The 22,635-nt window shown below is 71.8% G+C and carries 21 protein-coding genes and 1 riboswitch; of the genes, 11 read left to right on the top strand and 10 right to left on the bottom strand.

The features are described from left to right. The first annotated feature begins 115 nt into the window (after window positions 1–115). Window positions 116–272: riboswitch (cyclic di-AMP (ydaO/yuaA leader) on the top strand. A 4-nt stretch (window positions 273–276) separates the two neighbouring features. Together RPQ07_RS05420 and RPQ07_RS05415 are read left to right on the top strand one after the other, a co-directional pair. Continuing rightward, window positions 277–1,227 (top strand): LysM peptidoglycan-binding domain-containing M23 family metallopeptidase, encoded by a 951-nt coding sequence (locus tag RPQ07_RS05420; protein ID WP_313942868.1) that lies wholly within the window; start codon window positions 277–279, stop codon window positions 1,225–1,227. Between the two features lie 161 nt (window positions 1,228–1,388). Further along, the gene (locus RPQ07_RS05415) at window positions 1,389–2,180 is read left to right on the top strand and encodes an SGNH/GDSL hydrolase family protein (protein ID WP_313942867.1); all 792 of its coding nucleotides are present in this window, start codon (window positions 1,389–1,391) and stop codon (window positions 2,178–2,180) included. A 19-nt stretch (window positions 2,181–2,199) separates the two neighbouring features. On the opposite strand, the gene RPQ07_RS05410 is transcribed toward RPQ07_RS05415, so the two are convergent. From RPQ07_RS05410 to RPQ07_RS05390, 5 genes are all read right to left on the bottom strand, one after another. Next, window positions 2,200–3,054, bottom strand: a complete 855-nt coding sequence (locus RPQ07_RS05410; RefSeq protein WP_313942866.1) for an STM4011 family radical SAM protein — start codon at window positions 3,052–3,054, stop codon at window positions 2,200–2,202. A 7-nt stretch (window positions 3,055–3,061) separates the two neighbouring features. Beyond that, window positions 3,062–4,399, bottom strand: coding sequence for an STM4012 family radical SAM protein (locus tag RPQ07_RS05405; RefSeq protein WP_313942865.1), 1,338 nt, complete (start codon window positions 4,397–4,399; stop codon window positions 3,062–3,064). Then, complete coding sequence (locus RPQ07_RS05400; RefSeq protein ID WP_313942864.1) at window positions 4,396–5,205, bottom strand: STM4013/SEN3800 family hydrolase; 810 nt, start codon at window positions 5,203–5,205, stop codon at window positions 4,396–4,398. The genes RPQ07_RS05405 and RPQ07_RS05400 overlap by 4 nt, the downstream gene beginning before the upstream one ends. A 154-nt stretch (window positions 5,206–5,359) precedes the next feature. Further along, entirely contained in the window at window positions 5,360–6,499 is a 1,140-nt protein-coding gene (locus RPQ07_RS05395) for an STM4014 family protein (protein ID WP_313942863.1), read from the bottom strand. A 2-nt stretch (window positions 6,500–6,501) separates the two neighbouring features. Beyond that, a complete protein-coding gene (locus RPQ07_RS05390) occupies window positions 6,502–7,443 on the bottom strand; it encodes an STM4015 family protein (RefSeq protein WP_313942862.1) in 942 nt (313 codons plus the stop codon). 244 nt (window positions 7,444–7,687) lie between these two features. On the opposite strand from RPQ07_RS05390, the gene RPQ07_RS05385 reads away from it, so the two are divergent. Together RPQ07_RS05385 and RPQ07_RS05380 are read left to right on the top strand one after the other, a co-directional pair. Then, window positions 7,688–8,014 carry a hypothetical protein gene (locus RPQ07_RS05385; RefSeq protein WP_313942861.1) on the top strand — a complete coding sequence of 109 codons (327 nt, stop codon included), beginning with the start codon at window positions 7,688–7,690 and terminating at the stop codon, window positions 8,012–8,014. A gap of 104 nt (window positions 8,015–8,118) precedes the next feature. Beyond that, window positions 8,119–9,168, top strand: a complete 1,050-nt coding sequence (locus RPQ07_RS05380; protein WP_313942860.1) for a DUF6745 domain-containing protein — start codon at window positions 8,119–8,121, stop codon at window positions 9,166–9,168. Window positions 9,169–9,408: 240 nt separating this feature from the next. On the opposite strand, the gene RPQ07_RS05375 is transcribed toward RPQ07_RS05380, so the two are convergent. The 4 genes from RPQ07_RS05375 to RPQ07_RS05360 all read right to left on the bottom strand — a co-directional run bounded on the left by RPQ07_RS05375 (window position 9,409) and on the right by RPQ07_RS05360 (window position 14,433). Beyond that, on the bottom strand, window positions 9,409–10,317 hold the full coding sequence (locus RPQ07_RS05375) for a carbohydrate kinase family protein (protein WP_313942859.1): 909 nt from the start codon (window positions 10,315–10,317) through the stop codon (window positions 9,409–9,411). Between the two features lie 149 nt (window positions 10,318–10,466). Continuing rightward, window positions 10,467–11,087 carry a TetR/AcrR family transcriptional regulator gene (locus tag RPQ07_RS05370; RefSeq protein ID WP_313942858.1) on the bottom strand — a complete coding sequence of 207 codons (621 nt, stop codon included), beginning with the start codon at window positions 11,085–11,087 and terminating at the stop codon, window positions 10,467–10,469. A 128-nt stretch (window positions 11,088–11,215) separates the two neighbouring features. Continuing rightward, window positions 11,216–12,394, bottom strand: coding sequence for a glutamate dehydrogenase (locus RPQ07_RS05365; RefSeq protein WP_313942857.1), 1,179 nt, complete (start codon window positions 12,392–12,394; stop codon window positions 11,216–11,218). Next, window positions 12,391–14,433, bottom strand: a complete 2,043-nt coding sequence (locus RPQ07_RS05360) for a thiamine pyrophosphate-binding protein (protein ID WP_313942856.1) — start codon at window positions 14,431–14,433, stop codon at window positions 12,391–12,393. The genes RPQ07_RS05365 and RPQ07_RS05360 overlap by 4 nt, the downstream gene beginning before the upstream one ends. A gap of 556 nt (window positions 14,434–14,989) precedes the next feature. Between RPQ07_RS05360 and RPQ07_RS05355 the strand changes: the two genes are divergently transcribed. The 7 genes from RPQ07_RS05355 (at window position 14,990) to RPQ07_RS05325 (ending at window position 20,897) form a co-directional block, all read left to right on the top strand. Further along, a complete protein-coding gene (locus RPQ07_RS05355) occupies window positions 14,990–15,430 on the top strand; it encodes a PPOX class F420-dependent oxidoreductase (protein ID WP_313942855.1) in 441 nt (146 codons plus the stop codon). 91 nt (window positions 15,431–15,521) lie between these two features. Next, window positions 15,522–16,763, top strand: coding sequence for an MBL fold metallo-hydrolase (locus RPQ07_RS05350; protein WP_313942854.1), 1,242 nt, complete (start codon window positions 15,522–15,524; stop codon window positions 16,761–16,763). A gap of 283 nt (window positions 16,764–17,046) precedes the next feature. Further along, window positions 17,047–18,918, top strand: coding sequence for a sensor histidine kinase (locus RPQ07_RS05345; RefSeq protein WP_313942853.1), 1,872 nt, complete (start codon window positions 17,047–17,049; stop codon window positions 18,916–18,918). Window positions 18,919–18,924: 6 nt separating this feature from the next. Then, window positions 18,925–19,359: a roadblock/LC7 domain-containing protein gene (locus tag RPQ07_RS05340; protein ID WP_313942852.1), complete on the top strand. Its 435-nt coding sequence runs from the start codon at window positions 18,925–18,927 to the stop codon at window positions 19,357–19,359. 2 nt (window positions 19,360–19,361) lie between these two features. Beyond that, complete coding sequence (locus RPQ07_RS05335; protein ID WP_313942851.1) at window positions 19,362–19,733, top strand: DUF742 domain-containing protein; 372 nt, start codon at window positions 19,362–19,364, stop codon at window positions 19,731–19,733. Then, window positions 19,711–20,325: a GTP-binding protein gene (locus RPQ07_RS05330; protein WP_313942850.1), complete on the top strand. Its 615-nt coding sequence runs from the start codon at window positions 19,711–19,713 to the stop codon at window positions 20,323–20,325. Before RPQ07_RS05335 ends, RPQ07_RS05330 begins: the two co-directional genes overlap by 23 nt. Further along, the gene (locus RPQ07_RS05325; RefSeq protein ID WP_313942849.1) at window positions 20,322–20,897 is read left to right on the top strand and encodes a GAF domain-containing protein; all 576 of its coding nucleotides are present in this window, start codon (window positions 20,322–20,324) and stop codon (window positions 20,895–20,897) included. The genes RPQ07_RS05330 and RPQ07_RS05325 overlap by 4 nt, the downstream gene beginning before the upstream one ends. A 75-nt stretch (window positions 20,898–20,972) precedes the next feature. On the opposite strand, the gene RPQ07_RS05320 is transcribed toward RPQ07_RS05325, so the two are convergent. Beyond that, entirely contained in the window at window positions 20,973–22,169 is a 1,197-nt protein-coding gene (locus RPQ07_RS05320; RefSeq protein WP_313948793.1) for an acyl-CoA dehydrogenase family protein, read from the bottom strand. Between the last annotated feature and the right edge of the window lie 466 nt (window positions 22,170–22,635).

The following is a 22,635-nucleotide window of genomic DNA, read 5'->3' as shown; positions in this document are numbered from 1 at the left end:
TTTCCCGTCAGATATGCATGTGGCCCCTGATCGGAAAAAGAGGTGGCTTGTTCCCGTCCGCAATGCTCGCTTACGGTCACGGAAATCCGGACGGACCGCCTAATCCTGCCGCCGACCGGAATACCCACCCACCCACGTGTGGCAGGAGCGGGGGACCCAGGTAGTACGCCGTCCGGTGCTCCGGACGGCTTGGGGTGAAGTCACGCAGCAACGTGACCGGGCATCTCCAGCCCGAACCCGACAGCTCACCTCGCCGGCGCCGGAGAGGAATGCGCCATGCCCGGAAAGGGTAAGCACCGCCGTCCCAAGTCCCGTTCCCTCTCCCGCGGTTTCGTCGCCGCGGGTACCGGTGGCGCAGCCATCGCCCTCCCGCTGATGGGTGCGGCAGGCGCCCACGCCGCGGACAAGGCGGCCCCCGCCGCGGCCCCGGCCGTCGCTCCGCAGAAGGCGGCCGCCGCTCCGGCCGCTTCCACCGCGCAGAAGCCGGCCGCCCCCACGTCGTACCGCGTCGTCGCCGGTGACTATCTGTCCAAGATCGCCGCCGAGCACGACGTCCGTGGCGGCTGGCAGAAGCTGTACGCGGACAACCGTGCCGCCGTGGGCGACGACCCCGCGCTGATCCACCCGGGCCTCAAGCTCACCATCGGCGCCAAGGCCCAGGAGCAGCCGGCCGAGAAGCCGGCGCGGAAGGCCGCCCCCGCGAAGCCGAAGGCCTCGGACAACGAGGACCGCGCCTCCCGCAGCGAGTCCCGCGAGAGCGGCACGGCCGCGAAGGCCTCGACGAGCGACGCGGCCGAATCCGCGCCGCAGGAGAACGCCTCCGGCTACTCCGCGCCGCTGGACTCCGCCGCCGTCACGACCCCCTACCGCGCCTCCGGCGCCATGTGGTCCAGCGGCTACCACACCGGTATCGACTTCGCCGCGTCCACCGGCACCACGGTCAAGTCCGTGGGCCCGGGCAGCGTCGTCTCCGCCGGGTGGAGCGGTGCGTACGGCAACGAGGTCGTCATCCAGCACACCGACGGCACCTACTCCCAGTACGCCCACCTCTCGTCGCTGACCGTCTCCGCGGGTCAGAACGTGAGCGGTGGACAGCAGATCGGCCTCTCCGGCTCCACGGGCAACTCCAGCGGCCCGCACCTGCACTTCGAGATCCGCACCGGCCCGAGCTACGGCTCGGACATGGACCCGGTCTCGTACCTGCGCCAGTACGGCGTTTCTCTCTGACGCACCCAAAACGCCCGAATCCCCTCGTGCCGCCCCTTTTGGCACGGGGGGATTCGGCGTATTCCGCGCTTGTCGAAACTTGACCGGTGGCAAAGATCACGCACCGTCAACCCCTCCTTACGGTCGCGTAGGTCACACCCGTAAGGACAGGATGAGTCCTTGTGGCAGACGATTCGAGAACAGACGGAACAGGCGCAATCGGGTCGTACGCGGCGATCGGTGACAGCTTCACCGAAGGCGTCGGAGACCCGGGACCGGACGGGGCGTTCGTCGGCTGGGCGGACCGGTTCGCGGTCCTGCTCGACGACCGGATGCCCGAACACACCTTTCGCTACGCCAACCTCGCCGTGCGCGGCCGGCTGCTCGACCAGATCGTCGCGGAGCAGGTGCCGCGGGCGAGGGAACTCGCCCCGGACCTGGTGACGTTCTGCGCCGGCGGCAACGACATCATCCGCCCGGGCAGCGACCCCGACGACGTGGCCGAACGCTTCGAGCGAGCCGTCGCCGACCTCACCGGCGCGGTCGGGACGGTGATGGTCACCACCGGCTTCGACACCCGCGGTGTGCCGGTGCTGCGCCATCTGCGCGGCAAGATCGCCACGTACACGGCCCATGTCCGCGCCATCGCCGATCGCTACGACTGTCCCGTGCTCGACCTCTGGTCGCTCAAGTCGGTCCAGGACAGGCGGGCGTGGGACGGCGACCGGCTGCACCTGTCGCCCGAGGGGCACACCCGGGTCGCCCTGCGCGCCGCCCAGGTCCTCGGACTCGACGTGCCCGCCGACCCGGACCAGGAGTGGCCGGTCCTGCCGCCGCGCGCTCCCTTCGAGGTGCGCCGCGACAACGTCCAGTGGGCACGCGAGCACCTGGTGCCGTGGATCGGCCGCAGGCTGCGCGGCGAGAGCTCGGGCGACCACGTCGCGGCGAAGCGGCCGGACCTGCTGCCGCTGTGAGGCGGGCGGTGGGGAACGGCTAGCGGCCGGCAGGTCGGGCCGGGATCCGCTCCAGCACCCCGCCGGCGAACACGTCGTACAACGGCAACGACTCCAGGTGGACATAGCCGATGTGGCAGTCGCAGACGGCCAGCGGACAGGCGCGGGGGCGCAGCGCCTGCCGGTAGGTGCCGTCGTAGAGGTTCCCGAGCTCGTCCGGGACGAAGTGACAGCGCCGCACCGTGCCGTCCCCGTCCACGGAGACGACCGATTCGCCCGTCCGGCAGGGCAGCCCGGCCGACCGGTGCGGATGGCGGCTGTACGCGAACAGCGGGTCGAGTTCGCTCCACTCGGCGGCCTCGGCGTGGGTGTAGGTGCGGCCCTCCGCCGCGTTCACCCAGAGGTAGACATGGGCCGGCAGTTCGGCGCGGAGCCGGCGGGCGTGCTCCAGGTGCTCGGGGAAGCCGACGATGCCGACGCTGAAGCGGACCCCGCGCGCGGCGAGATCCCGGCACTTGCCGAGGAAGCGGTCGTACGGCGTCTGGCCCGGGTGGTAGGTGCACCAGAGCGCCAGGGTGTCCGGGTCCGCGTCCGTGAGCCAGTCGGTGCGGCAGCTCAGGTTGGTCTGGATCGCCACCCGCCGGACCTGCGGCAGCCGGGACAGATCGACGAGCGCCCTGCGGTACCAGGAACGGACCAGCCCCTCGCCCCAAGGCGTGAACAGCACCGCCAGACGGTCGTCGGTCTGCTCGCACACCCATCCGGCGAAGCGTTCCAGAGCTGCCCGGTCAGCACGCAGCTGCTCGGTGCTGTCCCGCCGCTTGGCGAACGGGCAGTAGGGGCAGTCGTAGTCGCACGAAGCGAGCGGGCCCCGGTACAGGAGGGTCAGATCCATCTGCGGCTCACTTCGGTTCGTACGCGGCCATGGCGGCGCGCACGGCGGGTGAGAAGAGCTCCGGACCGAGCGCGTCCGAGTGCGCCAGGCCCTCCGCACTGAGCCTCAGCCGGTCCGGTGCGGCGGTGTCGTCGAGCCAGCCGAGCGACGCGAACCGCTCCAGCTCCGCCCCGAAGTCGTGGGCAGGGTGGTGTCCGAACCGCTGCCGGTACTCCTTCACCTCCATGCCCTCCGCCTGGAGAAGCGACTGGAGCAGATGGCGTCGCCGGGCCTCGGACTCGTCGATGCGGCGGCCGACCTCGGCACGGCCGAAGTCCTTGGTGGCCGTGTAGTCGTCGATGATGCTGCGGACCTGGTGCATGTCCACGGCGTAGTCGAAGGAGTAGTGCAGGGCGGAGGTGTAGGAGCGGGCGCCGCAGCCGAGGCCGATCATGCCGTCGGTCTGGCAGGCGTAGTCGTCCGCGCCCTGTGCGGGAGCCCCCGTGCGGCGGAACATCCGCATCGACACCTGCTCGTATCCCTCGGCGAGGAGATGGTCACGGCCCTCGCGGTACAGCTCCAGGCGCTGTGCGTCCCATGCCTCGTCGCTGCCCGTCGCTCGACGGCCCAGACCCGTGAGCGGTCTGACGTAGAGCGGGTAGAGATACAGCTCCTCCGGCTCCCAGGCGAGCGCGGCGTCCAGCGAACGGCGCCAGCTCCCCGGGGTCTGGCCCTCGATGCCGTAGATCAGGTCGATGTTGAGGACGGGGATGCGGGCATCGCGTATCCGGGACAGCGCGGACTCCACGTCGGCGCGGCGCTGCGGTCGGACGGCGGCCCGGGCCTCCTGGTCGTCGAAGCTCTGTACGCCGATGCTGAGCCGGGTGGCACCACGGTCGGCGAGGACGGCGAGCCGGTCCGCGGTCGCGGTGGCCGGAGAGGTCTCCACGGACAGCGGGACGGCGCGCAGATCCACGCCGGTCCTCTTCTCGGCGATGTCGCACAGCCGGTCCAGCTCGCCGGCGGTCAGGAAGGTGGGGGTGCCGCCACCGAAGGCCGCGGCGGCGAAGCGCACCGGATCCCGGTCCCCGAGCGCGTCCCGGACAGCGGTCGCCTGGCGGTCCAGTGCGTCGACATAGCGGGTGCTCAGCTCGTCGGGAGCGCCGATGCGGGTGAAGAGATTGCAGAAGCCGCAGCGGACCTCACAGAACGGTATGTGCAGATAGAGGGAGAGCGCGTCCTTGCGCTCCGCCGACCACAGCTCGCGCAGCGACGGCCGGTCGGGGAGCGGACGGTACGCCGTCTTGTGCGGATACGCGTAGACATAACTCTGGTACGGGCGGGGGCGGTTCACCGGTGCGCTCATGCCGTGGCCCCTTCGAGGAAGAAGTGGACGTACGGCACGGTCCAGACGGCCTCATGACCGAGACGGTGCCCGGTGTAGCCGTCGTCCCCGTAGGCCGTGCCGTGGTCGGAGCAGACGATGGCGAAGCAGCGCCGGCGGCTGCGCGCGGCGGCGAACAGCCGGCCGATATGACGGTCGACGTACTCCAGGGCTGCCGCGTGGGTCTCCCGCGTGTCGCCCGACTCCCGGGTGGCGCCCGGGAGATGGAACCAGTTGGGCTGGTGCAGCGAGGGAACGTTGACGAACAGGAACAGGCGCTGCTCGTGCGGGAGCCCGGCGACGATCTGCTCGGCACGCGCCACCTGCGCCTCGAAGGAGGTGGGCGACGCGACCCCGAACTCCGGCTCCCAGTGGCTCTCCTGGAACATCCCCGGGAGGACGGAGCCCAGCGGGCCCTGCTGGTTGAAGAAGCCCACGCCACCGACGCAGACCGTGCGGTACCCGGCCTGCGCCAGACCGGAGACGAGGTCGGGGGTGTCGAAGACGTAGGTCCTGGGGGCGGTCGTCTCACTGCCCGCGAAGCGTGCGGCGAACAGCCGCGGATGCGGTCCCGGTGCGGCCGGTGTCGGCAGGAAACCCGCGAAGATCGCCTGGTGGGAGGCGTAGGTGAAGCTGCCCGGCGCGTGTCGCTCCTGCCAGCGTCCGCCGGGCAGATGACGGGCCAGATGGGGAATGCGGCCGGCGGCCGCGAGCTCGGCGGCGACGTCGAAACGCAGTGTGTCGAGGGTGACGAGCAGCAGATCGTCGCGCCCGACGACCTCGTTCATGTCCGGGTCCGGGTCGGGGTCTGACGCCGGTGCCGGTGCCGGTGCCGGTGCCGGTGCCGGTGCCGGTGCCGGTACGGATGCCGGGGCTGCGGCCGGGTGTGAGGGTGGTGCCGGATTCGGGTGCGGGGCCCCGGACGTCGGGTGGGCGGAGGTCTCAGGCGGTGGCACGGTGCACGTTCCTTCTTCTGCCGGGATCGGCGGCTCTGCGTACGGCGGCGATCTGCGCCGCGTAGGTGTCCTGGCCCTCGGCCCCGCTGCCCGGCAGACCGGTGAGGCCCGGCAGCAGGTCGCCGAAGGCATTGACCTCGCCGACGGCGAAGCGCCGCCATCCGGTGGCGGGCAGCACATCGACGCCCACCCGCAGCGAGCCGGGGAAACAGGCCGCGGCCCGCTCGCACAGCTCCAGCATGCCGGTCCAACTGCCGCCCGCTGCCTCGGTCGCGGCGCGGGCAGCCGCCAGATCCCCGCGTGCTCCGCCAAGATGGAGGTTCGTCATCGGAGAGCGGCTCGTTCTGACGACCGCGTGGGTGGCGCGGCCGGCGACGACGACCACCCGCAGGTCGGCCGACCTTCCGCGTTGCGAGACCTTGGGCACCCAGCGCTCGATGTGCAGACCGTCCGGTGCGAGGGCGTCGACGAGGGCCGCCACCTCACGCTCGGTCGAATAGCGGCGTACGCGCAGGGAGTTGAAGAGCCGGCCCTGATCGTCCCGCTCCACGGAGGTCGTCGCCTGCACTCGGCCGCCGCCTGCCGTCTCCACGGCGAGCACGCCCGACGCCGAGGAGCCGTGGGCGAGTTTGACGAACATCCGGCGCAGCCCGGTGTCCTGCTGCAGGGCACGGACGTCCTCCCAGCCCCGTACCCTCGGTGCGGCTTCGCCGGACGTGGGCGAGTCGGGCACCGGGACCCCGGCTTCCCGCAACACACCGTGACAGCGCCGCTTGTCGAACAGCACCGCCAATTCGACCGGGTCGTCCAGCAACGTCGCTCCGGCACCCGTCGCGAGCTCGGCCACGGTCCTGGCGGCGCGCACGAACCGCTCGTACCAGCGGGCCGTACCCTCGACCCTCGCCGCGTCGTCCATGCCCCGCAGCTCCCGGTCCACCAGCGGATCCTCGCCGGGCGACTCGATGCGGACCCACTCGCCGGGGCGGAACCGTGCCCGGCCGCGCAGCACGTCGATCCACGGCACGGCGCGCACGTCGATACCGTCGGCACGCGCCGCGTCCCGGTACAGCGTGACGCGGCGGTTGCCGGGGATGCCGACCACCGCGAGCCGCGGCGAGGGCCGCACTGTCACTCCGCCACGGCCGTGTAGCGGTCCTCCCGGCCTTCCGCGCTCTCGTCCTCGGACAGGTCGACCTCCACGCCGTCCGCCCCGAACGCGCCGGACAGCCGGTCGGCCATCGGCTTGCTGATGAAGTGGTGGTGCAGATCGAGCTTCTTCAGATGTGAGAGCGGCTGCCCGTTCAGCAGGGCTTCGGCACCTTCGTCGCCCAGCGTGCCCATCGAGAGATCGAGGGTCTCCAGCCGCGCGACGACCGGGGCGCCGGCCACCGCCACGGCGATCTCGTCCTGTATCTCGCTGTTGCGCAGGGCCAGATACGTCAGGGAAGGAAGCCGGGTGCCCGCGAGGATCGGTTCCAGATCGGACACATCGGCGTTCGCGCCGTACCAGGAGGTGCCGAGCCAGAGGTCGAGGTGCTCCAGCGCGGGCAGATCACTCGCCGCGACACCGCGCACCACGGCCGCGTCCAGTCCGCCCGCCTCGATGGTGAGCGAGCGGAGCTTCTCGTGCCGCACGGCGGGAAAGGCCAGGCCCTGACCGCCGCGCACCCCGAACTCCAGGAGCTCGGGATAGGCGTCGAGGAGTGGCGTCACCAGCCCCTGGTTGATCCAGGAGATCTCGCACTCCTCGTACGTGATGTCGCCGACGAACAGCGCCCGCAGCCGCGGAAGTCGCTCGCGGGCCTCGACCAGCGCCGAGATGATGGGCTCCGGACCGGAGTCGAACGCCTCGCTCCACGGCCCGACGATCAGCGCCCGCACCTGCGTGGTGTCCACCGCGCCGAGGAAGCGGGCGAAGGCTTCCTCCCACTCCTCCTCGCTGTCGTACGAGTCGACCGCTATCCGCCACGCCACAGAAGGCACGCTCGGCAGTTCGGCCTTCGACCCGGCGTCGGGGAAGTCGAACACGGGCAGCCCGTGCAGCTCCTGCAGATGCTCCGAAATGGTCATGCGGGCTCCAGACACCGGACGGTGCGGTCGGGACGGCGTACATCGCTGACGAGCAGAGTTCTACCAAGCCGCACTGACAACGCTCTCCGCGGGGCCGGGCGACCGCGGCCGCGTCGCCGGACGAGGCCGGTCCGCCCGGGGCCCGATCGCCGTGCCGCCGCTGGTCCGGGCGGCGTTGTCAGACCCTGCCTCTAGCGTCGGTATCAGCTTCGGCGCACTCGGCGTCGGAAGTGAGGGGAGAGCCATGTACCGGCAGGGAGATGTGCTGATCGTGCCCGTCGCGGAGGAGGCTGTGCCGTCGCACATCGCGGGCACTCCCGGTGAGGCGCGGGACGGGCGGGGGCGGCTGGTCCTCGCGCTCGGCGAGGTGACGGGCCATGCCCACGCGGTCACCGGGCCCGGCCGGCTGGTGCGCGAACCGGGGCCGTTCGGCCCGATGGTCCTCCAACTGCCGGAGGGCGGCCGGGTGGTGCACGAGGAGCACGCGGCGATCACGCTGCCGAAGGGCTGGTACCGCGTCGTGCGCCAGCGCGAGTACCTGCCGGGCGCGGTGCGCAGCGTCGCGGACTGAACGACGAGCGGGACGGCAGGCACAGAGACACACAACGCACAGAGCAACACAACGCACAGAGCAACAGCAACAGCGACACGGCCGGACAGGGGACGGGGAAGAACATGCAGGACGTGGACATGTGGCGGGCCGTGGCGACGGCCACCGGCCCGGCGGACCGGGCGGCGGCCGAGGAGGGCCTGCGCCTCGCCTACCGCACCGCGGGGCTCGCGGAGCCGGAGCGGATCATCTGGGCCGCCTCGCCCCGTTCGGGCGTGAGCGAGGTGCGTGCCCTCCAGGGCGCCGGACGCTCCGTCCGCGACGAGGTACGCACCAGGCCCTGGGCCGAGGAACGCCGCCGTGTCCACGACGAGTTGGGCCCGGCGGGCTGGACGGAGCTGTGGAGCGTGACCGGCGCCCGGCTCTGGGACGGCACCCGCGCACTCGCCGAGCGGATCCGGACAGGTGTGGTGGACGACCTCCTCGCCGGAGAGCAGACCGAGACGCCTGCGGACCCGGCGACGCGGGGCGCCGCGACGCGGGCAGCCGAGACCGCGATACGCCTGATCCTGCTGGACGCCGTGCTCGGACAGCACGACGCGGCCTGGCTCGCCGCCTTCGACGGCCGCAGCGAACGGCTCAACGGGCTGGCCCGTGTCGCTCGCCAGGCCTGCTGGTGGTGGCCGTTCGAGAAGGCGGTCGTGATCTGCGAACGGCCCGTGGAACTGCACCGTGACGAGGCGGGCCGGCTCGACCACGGCGAAGGACCCGCGCTCGCCTTCTCCGACGGATTCGCTCTCCACGCATGGCGGGGCATGCCCGTCCCGGCAGCGTTCCTGCGGGAACTCTCCTCGCTCACACCCCAGCGCATACGCACCGAGGAGAACGCGGAACTGCGCCGGGTGATGCTCGAGTACTACGGCTACGACCGCTACCTCGCCGAGTCGGGTGCCCAGCCGGTCCACACCGACGAGTCCGGCACTCTGTGGCGGATCGCGCTGACCGACGACGAGGACGTGGTGATGGTCGAGGTGCTCAACTCCACCCCGGAGCCGGACGGCACACACCGCACCTACTGGCTGCGAGTGCCGCCCACGACCAGGACCGCGAGGGAAGGCGTGGCCTGGACCTTCGGCCTCGCGGAGGAGGCGTACGAACCACTGCTGCAGACCTGAGCGGGTCGGACCCCGAGCAGATCGGACCTGAGCAGATCAGACGTGGGCGGAACGGGCCTGAGCCGGTCGGACCGTCTGCGGCCTGACCGGCGCGGACCTGAACTGCTGCCGATCGACCTCTCGGACCCGGGACCGACCAGCCCCGGCCCCGGACCCGGGTCCGGCCGGTCCCGGGTCCGACCGGCCCCGCCCCGACCGGCCCCGCCCCGGCCGGCTCAGGCCAAGCCTGCTCGGACCGGCTCAGACCTGTGCCGCGCGGATCTGCTCCTGGCCGATCAGTGCGGTACTGCCCTCGCCCGTACAGGCGTGGGCGCCGGCGAGCGCTCCCAGCCGGGCGCACTCCTCCAGGTCGCGTCCGCCCAGCCTTCCGTAGAGGAAGCCGCTGACGTAGGCGTCTCCGGCGCCATTGGAGTCGACCACACGGCCGGGCGGGGCGACGGCGGGCACCGGTCGCGGTGTACTGCTCCCGTCGCGAGTGAGGAGATACGAGCCGCCGGCCCCGGCTGTCGCGACCACGGCCTGCGCGCGGCCGTCGCGCAGGATCTCCCGCATCACGTTCGCGATGCGCTCACCGGCGCCCGCGGCGCTGAGAAAGACGAGATCCGCACGCAGAGCGAACTCCCGCTGGTGGTCCGCGAGTCCGTCCCAGTCGTGCAGATCGGTGGAGACGGGGACACCGAGTTCCTCGATGTCGTCGAAGAGGAAGCGAGCGAAGTTCACGATCGACAGATGGACATGGCGGGCCTGCCGCAGATGAGGGAGGTAGGCATCGCGCGGCATCCGCAGATCGGCGGGGTCGCGGCCGTCGTAGAACGACATGCGGTGGCCGGACGGATCGACCAGATTGACCGCCCGGCGGGTTCCGGCGGGGGATATCAGTGCCTCGAACGCGACATCACCGGCGGCCAGCCGTTCCCGGACCTGGCGGCCCGGCCAGTCGTCGCCTATGTAGTCGAGGAGGGTGACGTTCAGGCCCAGGGCCCGGCAGCCCAGGGCCACGTTTCCGCCGGTGTGGCCGGGCCATTCGAGGATGGGGCCGACACCGAGCGAGTCGGAGAGCGGTACGGGCAGCGTGTCGACACGGACGACCGTGTCCACACCGGTGCCACCGATGACGAGTACATCGGGGGGTGTATCGGAGGGAGGCACATCGGGAGAGGAAGAGGAAAGGGGGGCGGTATGTTCCGTCTGGCGCTGCGACAGGTGCGACACAGTTGCCCAGTATGGCTGTTGGGACTCCTGTGGTGCAGGCGATGACCGGTCAGTGGGAGGCGTTGGACGGCCAACCGGTGGTCCGGTCAGCGGGTGGCGGCGGCGAGTTCCGCGCGCTCCAGGCCGAGTTCACGGGCGAGCGCCTCGTCGGTCCACTCCAGCATCGCGGCCCGGGACAGCGAACCGCCGTACGACGTCATCTGGACGGCGAGTCCGTCCAGGAACGCGGTCAGCCGCCACGCCGCCGCCGCGGGATCATCGCAGGGGAACTCGCCCTCGGCGGCGCCCTGCGAGATGACCTCGGTCAGAGCGGCCTTCCACTGCTGGTCGAGGTCACGGGCGACCTCGCGGAGCGCGGGCTCGCGCAGCGATGCCGCCCAGCTCTCGATCCACAGCCGCCAGCCCTTGGCGGTTCCGGTGGGCGCGTACCAGCGGACGGCCGATCGCAGTCGGCGCACCGCGGTCGTGCGGCGGCCCAGCAGTTTGCGCAGATGGGCCAGGTCGCCGTCGGCGGCATGCGTGAACGCCGCCGCGACGAGCTTCTCCTTGGTCGAGAAGTGGTACAGGACCAGCGCGTTGCTCACCCCGAGGGACGCGGCCACATCGGCGATGCGTACGGCAGCGACACCGCGTTCCTCGATCTGCGCGACGGCAGCACCGAGAAGCTCCTCACGTCGCTCCGCCACGCTCAACCGGACTCTTGCCACGTTCTCACCCTACACAGCCGATCTTGGTGGGAGCCATGGATGTGCGTCCGGGCCGGCCGCCGGCGTGACCGGCCCCGGGGGCCTCACCGTCGGCGCCGTCGTCGGCGGGCCCAGTGCGCGGGCTGCTGTCAGCGGTACCAGCCGAAGCGTTCGGCGATGACCGGCAGCCGGTCGGCGACGATGGCGTGCGCGGCCGCCCGAGGGGTGGTGCCGTCCGCCTCCGCCCGCGCCAGCATCTGGTCGATCAGCTCGCGCATCGACCGACGGGTGTACGCGAACGCCTCATCCGCATCGGCCTCGATGTCCCCGAACAGGGTCCACCACCACCAGGCGTTGGTGCCGGAGTTGACCACCACGTCCGGCAGTACGGTGACGCCCCGCCCGGCGAGCAGTTCCTCCGCCTCCTGGAGCACCGGCATGTTCGCCGCCTCCACGATCCACGAGGCGGTGATCTGCGCCTGGTTGGCCGTGTCGATCGCATACGAGACCGCGGCGGGCACCAGCACCTCGGCATCCACCGACAGCCAGGCGTCGCCCGGCAGTTCCAGGTCCTCGGGGCGAAGTGCCGTCCGGTCGACGGTGCCGTAGGAGTCACGTGCGGCGAGGAGCGCGTCGACGTCCAGGCCGTCCGGGTTGGCGACCGTGCCCTTGATGTCGGCGACGGCCACGATCTTCAGTCCGGCGCGCGCGAGGAACCGCGCCGTGGCTCCGCCCATCGTGCCGAGCCCTTGTACGGACACCCGCGTGCCCTCGTGGGCGACGCCCGCACGGTCGAGCGCCACCAGGACCGACTCGGCGACACCGCAGCCGCCGACGAGTTCGTCGAGTCCGATGCCGTCGACCTCGACGGCGAAGGCGTCCGCGAGCCGCCGGCGGGCCGTGGCCTCGTCGTCCAGCAGGTGGTACACGGCCTGGATGGAGGAGACCAGTCCCGCCTCCGACGCGGCGCGGTCGACGATGTCCTGCGTCAGCCCGAGGTCCTCGCCGGTGGTCCACATCGCCTCGACATACGGGCGCACGGCCCGCAGATAGCGGACGAGGATGCCGTACGCGCGCGGGTCCTGCGGATCGCAGTCGATGCCGCCCTTCGCGCCGCCGAGAGGGATGTACTTCCCGTCCGGGTTGTAGTGCAGGGCCTCCTTCATGGTCATGCCGCGGGCGAGACCCGCCACTTCGTCGAGCGTGCAGCCCTCCCGCATCCGCAGACCGCCACTGGAGACTCCGCGCACGAGCCGGTCGATCACCAGATGGCCCTGGCGGCCGGTGACATGGTCGGTCCAGGTGAGCGAGAGCACGGGGGCGGTCATCGAGAGGTCTCCTCGGGAACGGTGATCACAGTGGGACCGGGGGTGGCGAACGCGCGGGTGAGCGCGGCGGCCAGCGCCTCGGGGGTGGTGGCGGATGTGCCGTGCCCGCCGTACGCCCGGGCGATGCCGGGCAGATCGACGGGCGCGAGGTCGACGGCGGCGGGGGTGTCGCCGCGGGCGGCCATTTCGTCACGGATCTCGCCGTAGCCGCCGTTGTCGAACACGACGATCGGCAGGGGCAGTCGGAGCTGCGCCGCCGTGGCGAGTTCCTGGATCGAGAACTGGAGTCCGCCGTCCCCGCTGAGCGCGAGAACCTGTCGGTCGGGGTGGGCGCTCTTCGCGCCGATCGCGGCGGGCAGTGCGTAGCCGAGGGTGCCGAAGCCCGTGGGGTGCAGATAGCGGGCGTCGGGGCCGATCGGCAGGTGGGGGAGCGCGCCGTAGTAGCAGCACTGGGCGCTGTCGGAGGTGATGACGGCGTCGGCGTCGAGCACGGAGCGGATGGCGTGGAGGTACGGCAGCCAGCGGGCGTCGCGCTCCCGGGTCTCGCCGTCGCGGGCGACCCGCAGCTCGGCGACGGCGGCGACGCCGGTCCGGTGTTGGGCCACGCCGGTTCGGTGTTCGGCGACGCCCATCCGGTGGTCGGCGGTGGCGTCCTCCGGCTCGTGGTCGGCGACGCCGGTCCGGTGTTGGGCCACGCCGGTTCGGTGTTCGGCGACGCCCATCCGGTGGTCGGCGGTGGCGTCCCCCGGCTCGTGGTCGGTGCCGGCCGACCCGGACCCGCGGGCCGCGACGACGTCGGCGCCGGCCTGCGGGCCCGAAGTGTCGATCACGGCGCCCGGCCCCGCGACGTCCGGCCTTCCGTCGGCTGCCCGGAGTCCGGGGCCGCGCCTGTCCTCGACCGCTTCGGCCCCTTCTGCCGCGCCCGTGTCCGGGCCGCTCTCGTCGCCCCGGACCAGCCGCAGTTCGACGGCCCGGTGTGCGCCCGCCGCGGTACCGCCGCCCGTGGCCAGGCGCAGGGACGGGGCCGCCGGGCTCCCGCTCCGGCCTTCGCGGTACGCACCGAGCAGCGCCGACACGACCTCCCGCGCATCGCCCACGAGCGGGATGTGCGCCGGGATCCCCGCGTACATCTGGGCCGGATCCAGATCGACCCGCACCAGCGTTCCGCCGAGCGGGACGGGCTCGGACCACAGGTCCGACTCGGCCAGTTCGGTGCCCACGGCCAGCACCACATCGCAGTCCGCCAGCCACTTCTGGACGGCCGGGCTGTGCAACGACACGCCGAGGGACAGGGGATGGGACTCGTCCACGATGCCCTTGCCGTTGGCCGTGGTGACCACGGGTGCGGCCAACTCCTCGACCAGGGAGCACAGTTCGCTCGCGGCCCCGCGGGCGCCGCCGCCCAGCACGAGTGCGGGACGGCTCGCCGTCCGCAAGGCCTCGCCGGCCCGGGCGAGTTGCTCGGACCGGGGCGCGGCCGGCCGCACGGGCGGGGAGAGGCGCAGGGGTGCGACGGATTCCGCGGACTCCAGCAGGTCCAGCGGGATCTCGATGTGCACCGGCCGCGGCCGCTCGGTCGTGAACAGCGTGAACGCCCGGGCCACGGCCGTACCGATCTCGTCGACGGACGACACCCGGTGGCTGAACGCCGCCACTCCGCGCAGTGCCTCCGTCTGGCTGCGCATCTCGTGCAGCAGCCCGGTCGCCTGTCGCGGATGCCGCAGCGGCATGCCGGGGGAGACCACGAGCAGCGGCACACTGTCCGAGTAGGCCTGACCGACCGCTGCCGCGATGTTCAGCAGGGCGGGCCCGGTGGTGGTGATCGCGACGCCGGGCCGCCCGGTGACCCGTGCGTAGCCGTCCGCCGCGTATCCCGCGCCCTGCTCGTGGCGCGGGGTGACATGGTCGATGCCGTAGGCGGCGAGATGCCGGTAGATCTCGAGGTTGTGGGTGCCGGGGATGCCGAAGGCCCGGACGGTGCCGTGCAGAGCCAGCGCGCGGACGGCCGTTTCGCCGCCGGTGAGGGGCATGGCCGACATGTCACATGCCCCCTGCGCTGATCAGCCGCATGATGTCCGAGATGCTCCCCTCGATCCCCGCCGCCCTGGCGTCGGGCAACCACTGATCCGCCGGCCGGCGGGGCGAGTGACTCCGTCCGTCGGGCGTCGGCACCGCTGCCCGGATGCAGTATGCAGCTTTTCCGGGTGCCGCGAGCGTCGCCCGGCGCCCGTCGGCCAGGGTGCACCGGCCTCCCCGTGGCCGGATCCGGTCGTGCGCGAGCGCGCGTCCGGGCCCGGCGGTGCGGGGCCCGCCGGTCGTGTGCGGGACCGGCTCCGCGGGGAGCTCCGGCATGCTGCCTCCAGGCGTGACAGGGAACTTCTAACTGAATCGTCAGTCAGTATCTGAATGGCTGAGGCCCGCTGTCAACATGATCGCCGGGCGGCTGCCCGTACGGATCGGGAGCGAGGGAGCGCGCGTGGCCCGGCCCGTGAGGGACGCGCGATCCGGGACCGGAGCACCGGGCCGACCGCGAGCCGGAGGGAAGAGGAAGGACTCTTCAGGAACACCGGAAGCGGGGCATGCGTTGCCTTGGTCATGACGGAATCCGACGTGCGGCAGGAATCCCTGCTCCAGCTGGTCGCCGACCATGACGGAGGAGTGCTGGTCACCCTCAAGAAGGACGGCCGGCCCCAGCTGTCGAACGTGAACCACGCCTATGACCCGCGGGAGCGGACCATCCGGGTGTCGATCACGGACGACCGGGCCAAGACCAGGAACCTGAGGCGCGACCCCCGCGCGTCGTACCACGTCACGAGCCCCGACCGATGGGCGTGGACGGTGGCCGAGGGCACCGCGGAGCTGTCCGCGGTCGCGGCCGATCCGGACGACGACGCCGTCGAGGAGCTGATCCGCCTCTACCGCGACGTCCAGGGGGAGCACCCGGACTGGGACGACTACCGGCACGCGATGGTCCGCGACCGGCGCCTGGTGATGAGGCTGCGCGTCGAGCGCGCCTACGGCCAGCCCCGAGCGTGAGCGGACCCGATGCTTCCGCGTCTGCGGATCACCCTCCCCTACCGGCACACCCCGCGCACATAATGGAAAGACCCCGACATCAGGAGGTGCCGTGACCGGCGCTGGTTCCCCCCACACGCTGAGATCCCGGCTGCGTGCGCTGCGCCCCGCCGCGTTCGGCGCCGACCCTGCCGGAGAGCGGATGGAGCGGATCCGCCGCTCGCCGAACTTCTCGGACGGCACGTTCCAGAACCCGGTGGGAGCGCGGACGAGGCCGTCCGGTGGCTCCATGGTCGAGTTCGCCAAGATCTACTTCCAGAAGGAGGCACGGGCCCGCCGGTCGCCGGTCGGCCAGGTGCCGCTGCACGCCACCACGCTGAAGGACCTGGAGCACCCGCCGGTCTCCGGGCTCCGCCTGACCTGGGTGGGGCACTCCAGCGTGCTCGCCGAGATCGACGGACGCCGGGTGCTGTTCGACCCGGTCTGGGGCAACCGCTGCTCGCCGTTCGCCTTCGCCGGACCCAAGCGGCTGCACCCCGTGCCCCTGCCGATCGCCTCGCTCGGTCCCGTCGACGTCGTCGTGATCTCGCACGATCACTACGACCACCTCGACATGCCCTCCATCAAGGCCCTGGCCTCCACCGACACCGCCTTCGCGGTGCCGCTCGGCGTCGGTGCGCACCTCGAGCGCTGGGGCGTCCCGGCCGACCGGCTGCGCGAGCTGGACTGGAACGAGACGACCGAGGTGGCGGGCATCAGGCTCACGGCCACCCCCGCCCGGCACTTCTGCGGCCGCGGCATCCGTAACCAGCAGCACACCCTCTGGGCCTCCTGGGCGGTCGCGGGTCCCGAGCACCGGATCTACCACAGCGGTGACACCGGGTACTTCCCCGGCTTCAAGGACATCGGCGCCGAGCACGGGCCCTTCGACGCCACCATGATCCAGATCGGCGCGTACAGCGAGTACTGGCCCGACATCCACATGACCCCCGCCGAGGGCATGCGCGCCCATCTCGACCTCCAGGGCGGCGAGCCGTCCGGGGTCATGCTGCCCATCCACTGGGGCACGTTCAATCTCGCCCCCCACCCGTGGGCGGAGCCGGGCGAGGGCACGGCCGCGGCCGCCGCGGAAGCGGGTGCGCGGCTCGCACTGCCGCGCCCGGGAGAGCCCTTCGAGCCGACCACGGAGAACGTCCCGGACGAGCCGTGGTGGCGGCCGGCGGCGACCGCGCCCGCCGGCGGATGGTCCGCCCATCCCCGCCGGGACGGCGCCCGCGCGGACGGCGGTCCCGCGGGACAGGGCGGCGGCAAGAGCGCCGGTACCGGCAGCCCGGAGGTCGCGCCCACCGGCTGACCCCCTCTCCCGCTCCCACGCCCTTTCGGCGTCCGACCCCTGTCGTGGCCCCCGCCGCGGCAGGGGTCAATTGTGTGTTGTCGAGCTGGTGTGCGATGCCTCATACCAGAGCGGGACGATTCGCGGGCAAGTTTGTCAACTGCCCGTCGCACGTGACGAACTGGCGACTACCGTGTGTGCCCGGTGATCAACGGTGGGCTCATATCGCCATTCCCGGGCCGTCGTTGAACCGTGCCGACCCCATGCACGCCGAATCCTGGGACCCCACGTACCAAGGACGCTGATGTCTCAACTACGCGCACCTGCCGCGCGGCCGGACCGCCGCGAGGGCGGGCGCCACGGCCGGACTGCCGCCCGCTCCGCCTCACCGGCGGGCAGACAGCATTCCGCGCCGTCGTCGCCGGAAACCCGCATACGCCCGCAACTGCTGCGTACGGCGGTGCTACCGGCCCTGGTCGCCGCGCTGAGCGGCGCCGCCGCGGTGATCTTCACCATCCGCTCGGCCACGCCTCAGCCGTCCGGCGGTCTCTGGGTCGTGCTGACCGGCTCGGCGGCGCTCGCGATAGCGGCCGTGGCCGCCGCGGCGCTCGGCGCGGACCGGATGGCCCGGTCGGTGCTCGACCGGTGCGCGGCACTGCGCCGCACCACCGCCCGCAGCCAGGCGGACCTGCGTACCGTGGTCGACCGGCTCCGCCGGGGCGAAGGCCCGCCGGCCCCCCGTCCGGCGCTGCCCGCGGCACAGCGCGGTGACGAATTCGACCTGCTCACGCACGAGTTGGGCCGTTCCCACGAGGCAGCGGTCGCCGCCGTGGTGCAGGCATCCCGGCTGTCCAGCAGCGTCGGCAACGAACAGAAGGTCGAGGTCTTCGTCAATCTCGCCCGGCGGCTCCAGTCGCTGGTCCACCGCGAGATCCAGCTCCTCGACGAGCTGGAGAACGAGGTCGAGGACCCCGAGCTGCTCAAGGGCCTCTTCCACGTCGACCACCTCGCGACGCGTATCCGCAGGCACGCGGAGAACCTCGCGGTCCTCGGTGGCGCGATCTCCCGCCGGCAGTGGTCCAACCCGGTCACCATGACCGAGGTGCTGCGCTCCGCGATCGCGGAGGTCGAGCAGTACCCGAGGGTCAAGCTGGTGCCGCCCATCGACGGCACCCTGCGCGGCCACGCGGTCGCCGACGTCATCCATCTGCTGGCCGAGCTGGTGGAGAACGCCACGCTGTACTCCGCGCCGCACACCCAGGTGCTGATGCGCGCCCAGCACGTCACGGCCGGTCTCGCCGTCGAGGTCGAGGACCGCGGACTCGGCATGCCCCTCGGTGAGCAGACCAAGATGAACGCTCTGCTCGCCGACCCCGACCAGGTCAACGTGGCACATCTGCTCCAGGACGGGCGGATCGGTCTGTTCGTCGTCTCGGCGCTCGCTCGCCGGCACGGCATCGCGGTACGGCTCCAGTCCAACATCTACGGCGGAGTGCAGGCCACCCTCGTCCTGCCGGAAGGACTGCTCGGCACCGAGCCGGGAGGACTCCAGCAGTCCGATACCACCGACTCCACCGCCGCCGCGCCCGAGGGCGGCGGGCGCCGCCGCAGGGCGCAGCCGACCGTCACCCAGGCGACCTCGCCGCCCGCGATTCCCCGGCAGCTACAGCCACAGCATCAGGCGCCACAGCACCAGCGGCCGCAGGCACCACCACCACAACAGCATCAACCGCCTCCGCCGCACCACCACCCCGCGCAACCGCAGCACCAGCCGCAGCCGGCCCACGCCACACCCGGCGCAGCGGCACCCCTGCCCGTCCGGGCCGCGCACCCCGACCGCCCCAATCCCGCCGAGGCACCCCCGGGCTTCAGCGCCGCGGGACCCTCCCAGGGCCCTCCCGCCGGTGAGACGGCCTCCGCGCCGGGCACCCGGCCCCCCGGGGTGGTGCGCGGCACCATGGGCCGGCCCCAACTACCCAGGCGGCGCAGCCAGGAGCACCTCGTTCCGCAGCTCAAGAACCCCCCACCGCCCCGCAAGGACGACGAACACGCCCTGCACGACCCCGGTCTGATGGCCGCCTTCCAGCGCGGCATCGGACTGGCCGAGGCGCAGCCCCCCGCGGATTCCGTCCGGCAGGGCGAACCGCAGCGCCACGACAACACCCCCAAGGAGTAGATGCACATGGCGAGCGATGTGCCGAACGGCCATGTCTCGGACCTCGACTGGCTGCTCAGCGGCCTGGTCCAGCGCGTGCCGTACACCCGCAACGCGGTACTGCTCTCCTCGGACGGCCTGGTGAAATCCGTACACGGCCTGGACCACGACAGTGCCGACCACATGGCAGCCCTCGCGTCGGGCCTCTACTCCCTCGGCCGCAGCGCCGGAACGCGCTTCGGCGACGGGGGAGAGGTGCGTCAGGTGGTCGTGGAACTCGACAGCACGCTGCTGTTCGTCTCCACCGCCGGTTCCGGGACCTGTCTGGCCGTGCTGGCGGGCCGTGAGGCGGACGCCGCCGTCCTCGGCTACGAGATGGCGATGCTGGTCAAGAGCGTGCGGCCGTACCTCGCCACGCCTGCCAGACAGGCGGCCGGGGCGACCGGCGTCGCGGGGCCGTGAACGTGCCGTCCCCCACGGACGGGCCGCTGCTCGACGACGCCGCAGGCCGCCTCATCCGCCCCTACACGGTGAGCGGCGGACGTACCCGCCCGACGGCCACGCTGGATCTGCTCTCCCTGGTGATGGCCACCGGCACGGTGCCCCAGACGCACCTCGGGCCCGAGCACGCGACCGCGCTCGGGCTGTGCGGCGGGCCGACCTCCGTCGCCGAGATCTCGGCGCATCTGCGACTGCCGGCCGTCGTCACCAAGGTGCTGCTCTCCGACCTCGTGGACTGCGGTGCGGTGACCGCCCGGGCTCCGCGCTGCAACGACGCATCCACCGACCGCTCTCTGCTGGAGGCAGTGCTCGATGGCCTACGACGACGGCTCTGACGTGGAAGTCCTCTTTCCGACCGCGCTCAAGATCCTGATAGCGGGCGGGTTCGGGGTGGGCAAGACGACCTTCGTGGGAGCGGTCAGCGAGATCGAACCACTCAGCACGGAGGAGCTGCTGACCCAGGTCGGGGCGGCGACGGACAGCCTCGACGGCATCGAGTCCAAGACCACCACCACGGTCGCCATGGACTTCGGCCGGATCACCCTGGACGAGCGCCATGTGCTGTACCTCTTCGGCACACCGGGTCAGGAGCGCTTCTGGTTCATGTGGGACGAGCTCTCCGAAGGGGCGCTCGGCGCGATCATCCTTGCCGACACGCGCAGACTCGAGGACTCCTTCTCCGCCGTCGACTTCTTCGAACGGCGCGGCATCGGGTTCGTCGTCGCCGTGAACGAGTTCGACGGCGCCTACCGCTACGAACCCGAAGAGGTGCGGGCCGCGATCGACCTCAAGCCGGAGGTGCCCGTCATGCTGTGCGACGCGCGGATCGCCAGCTCGGGGATCGGGACCCTGGTCACCCTCGTCCAGCATCTGCTCACCACCACCGCGGTGCCGGCTCCGGCGCCGAGCTACGGAGCACCGACATGACCTACGACCCGACCGGCCATCTGCTGCTGACGCCCGTCGACCGGGAGGCGCCCACGCGCGTCCGGCGGCTGCGCCAGCTCGGACTCGGGGAGCGGCCCGACCAGGCTTTCGACGAGTTCGCCCGCAAGCTCGCGGAGGTGACCGGCGCTCCGTACTCCATGGTCAACTTCATCGACGAGAACCGGCAGTTCTTCGCCGGACTGCACACCCCGGCGGGCACGCACAGCGGCAGCGACCTGGGCGCGGCGGCCGCGTCGGGCGGCGCCGAGGTCAATCGCTTCATGGCCCGTGACCACGGCTACTGCCCGCATGTCGTCGTACGGCGCAAGGCACTCGTCCTCGAAGACGTCTGCGACTACCCGCGGTTCGCCGGCAACCCGGTGGTGGACGAGATCGGCATCCGCTCCTATCTGGGTGCGCCGCTGATCGACCGTACGGGGATCGCGCTGGGCACGATCTGCGTGGTGGACACCGAGCCGCGCCCCTGGGGGAGGGCGGGGCTGGAGACCATCAAGTCCCTGGCGGCGGAGCTGGTCGACCAGATCCACCGGCGCGAGGACAGCGGTATCTAGAGCCAGGCCCACGTGGGCAGGGCGGTGCCCGGCCCGGTACGCCTCGGGCGGACCGGGCCGGTACGGAGGTCCCGTTCACACCGCCGGCTCCAGTCCGACCACCTCGGACAGCCTCTGAGACCACTGGCCCTTCGCCGTCCCGAGAGCCACTTCCGCGAGGCGGAGCAGCTGGACGTCGGATGTGCCGGCGGGGGCGAACATGTGCAGCGCGTCCCGCAGATAGCGCTCGATGGGCCGGTCGGTGAAGAGCCCGGCGGCGGCGTGGATCTCCATGGCGTTGCGGGCCGAGTCGATGGCCGACTCCACATTGATGAGCTTGGCGTTCATCAGCTCCGCGTCGCACGGCAGGCCCGCGTCGAGGAGATGCACCGCGTGATAGGCGGCCAGCCGGGCGGTCATGAGCCGTGACTGGAGCTTGCCGAGCTTCAGCTTGATGGTCGGCAGCTCGTGCAGGGGCTTGCCGTAGCGCCGGCGCTGCTCGCAGAACCGGGTCGTCTCGTCCAGGATCGCCTGGTGGATGCCGAGCGAGACGGCGGTGAGGTTCGCGCGTCCGTACAGCACGCTCGAGGAGTACGCCACGGCCAGACCGTCGCCTTCCCGGCCGAGCCGGTTCGCCGCGGGCACCCGGCAGTCGTGGAAGTGGAGTTCGCCGAAGCTGAAGCCGTGCAGACCCATCGTCGGCCGCTGGTCGCCGACACGCACACCGGGGCGGTCCGACTCGACGAGGAAGGCGGTCAGACCGCCCGATCCGGAGCCGGTCCGCACCACCACGCCGTGCAGATCGCCCACATGACTGTTGCCGACGTACACCTTCCGGCCGTTCAGGACGTAGTCGTCACCGTCCCGTACCGCGGTGGCACTCATGCCGAGGACATGGCCCCCCGACTCGGGTTCGGTCACCGCGATCGTCGGCAGACACTCGCCGGCGGCGATGGCGGGCAGCCAGGTCTTCTTCTGTGTCTCGTTGCCGAAGTGGACGATCTTGGCCACGCCCAGCTGGGAGGCCTGCACCATCGCGCCCATGGCTCCGCTGACGCGGGCCAGCTCCTCGATGATGATTGTCTTGGCGAGGTGTCCCGCGCCCATGCCGCCGTGGCCTCGGCTGATCGTCGCCCCCAGCCAGCCCTGCCGGGCTATGAGCCGGGACAGATCGTGGTGGACCGAGCGGGCAGCCTCCATGGCGGGGATTCTGGGGCGTACCTCCCTCTCCGCGAAGCGCCGTACCTCTGCGCGTAGTTGATGATGCAGCCGACTGGCGAAGTAGCCGTCCAACGCGAGCCCTCCTCTGCGAAACGCCTGCTCGGGCGGTTGTTCGAGCAGGTGGTGCATCGGCAGTGGTCCCGTGCCGAACAGGCCGGCCACGTGGTCGTGTTGATCAGTTGCACGTGGCACAGGAGCGACGCCGACGGTGTCCTGATGCCGGCCGTCGATGGGTTGAGGGATGGTGGGTTGCGCGTGGTGGTGGCCTGTCCGGTACTGCGGTACGGCATTCCCCGTGTACTTCTTTCTGCCACATGCCAACGGCAAAGGTTTCGTGGGCATATGGCACTGAGGGACAGCCGCTGGTGGCGAACGGGCCCCGAAGCGGGCATCCGTGCGCACCGGGAGGACCGCTACGGCAAGGCTGCGGGCGGAAAGCGGCACGGCCGGACCGGGCTCGCGGCGGGCGGCCCGGCGCTGCCCGCGCACAGCGGTGCATTTCGGCGCGTGGGGCGTGCACGGGGCGCCAGGGGCGCAT

Origin of the sequence: Streptomyces sp. AM8-1-1, from assembly GCF_032229325.1 — a bacterium.
Taxonomy (GTDB): Bacteria; Actinomycetota; Actinomycetes; order Streptomycetales; family Streptomycetaceae; genus Streptomyces; species Streptomyces achmelvichensis.
The sequence above is the reverse complement of the archived record's forward strand: the minus strand, read 5'-3'. Positions and strand labels throughout refer to the sequence as shown.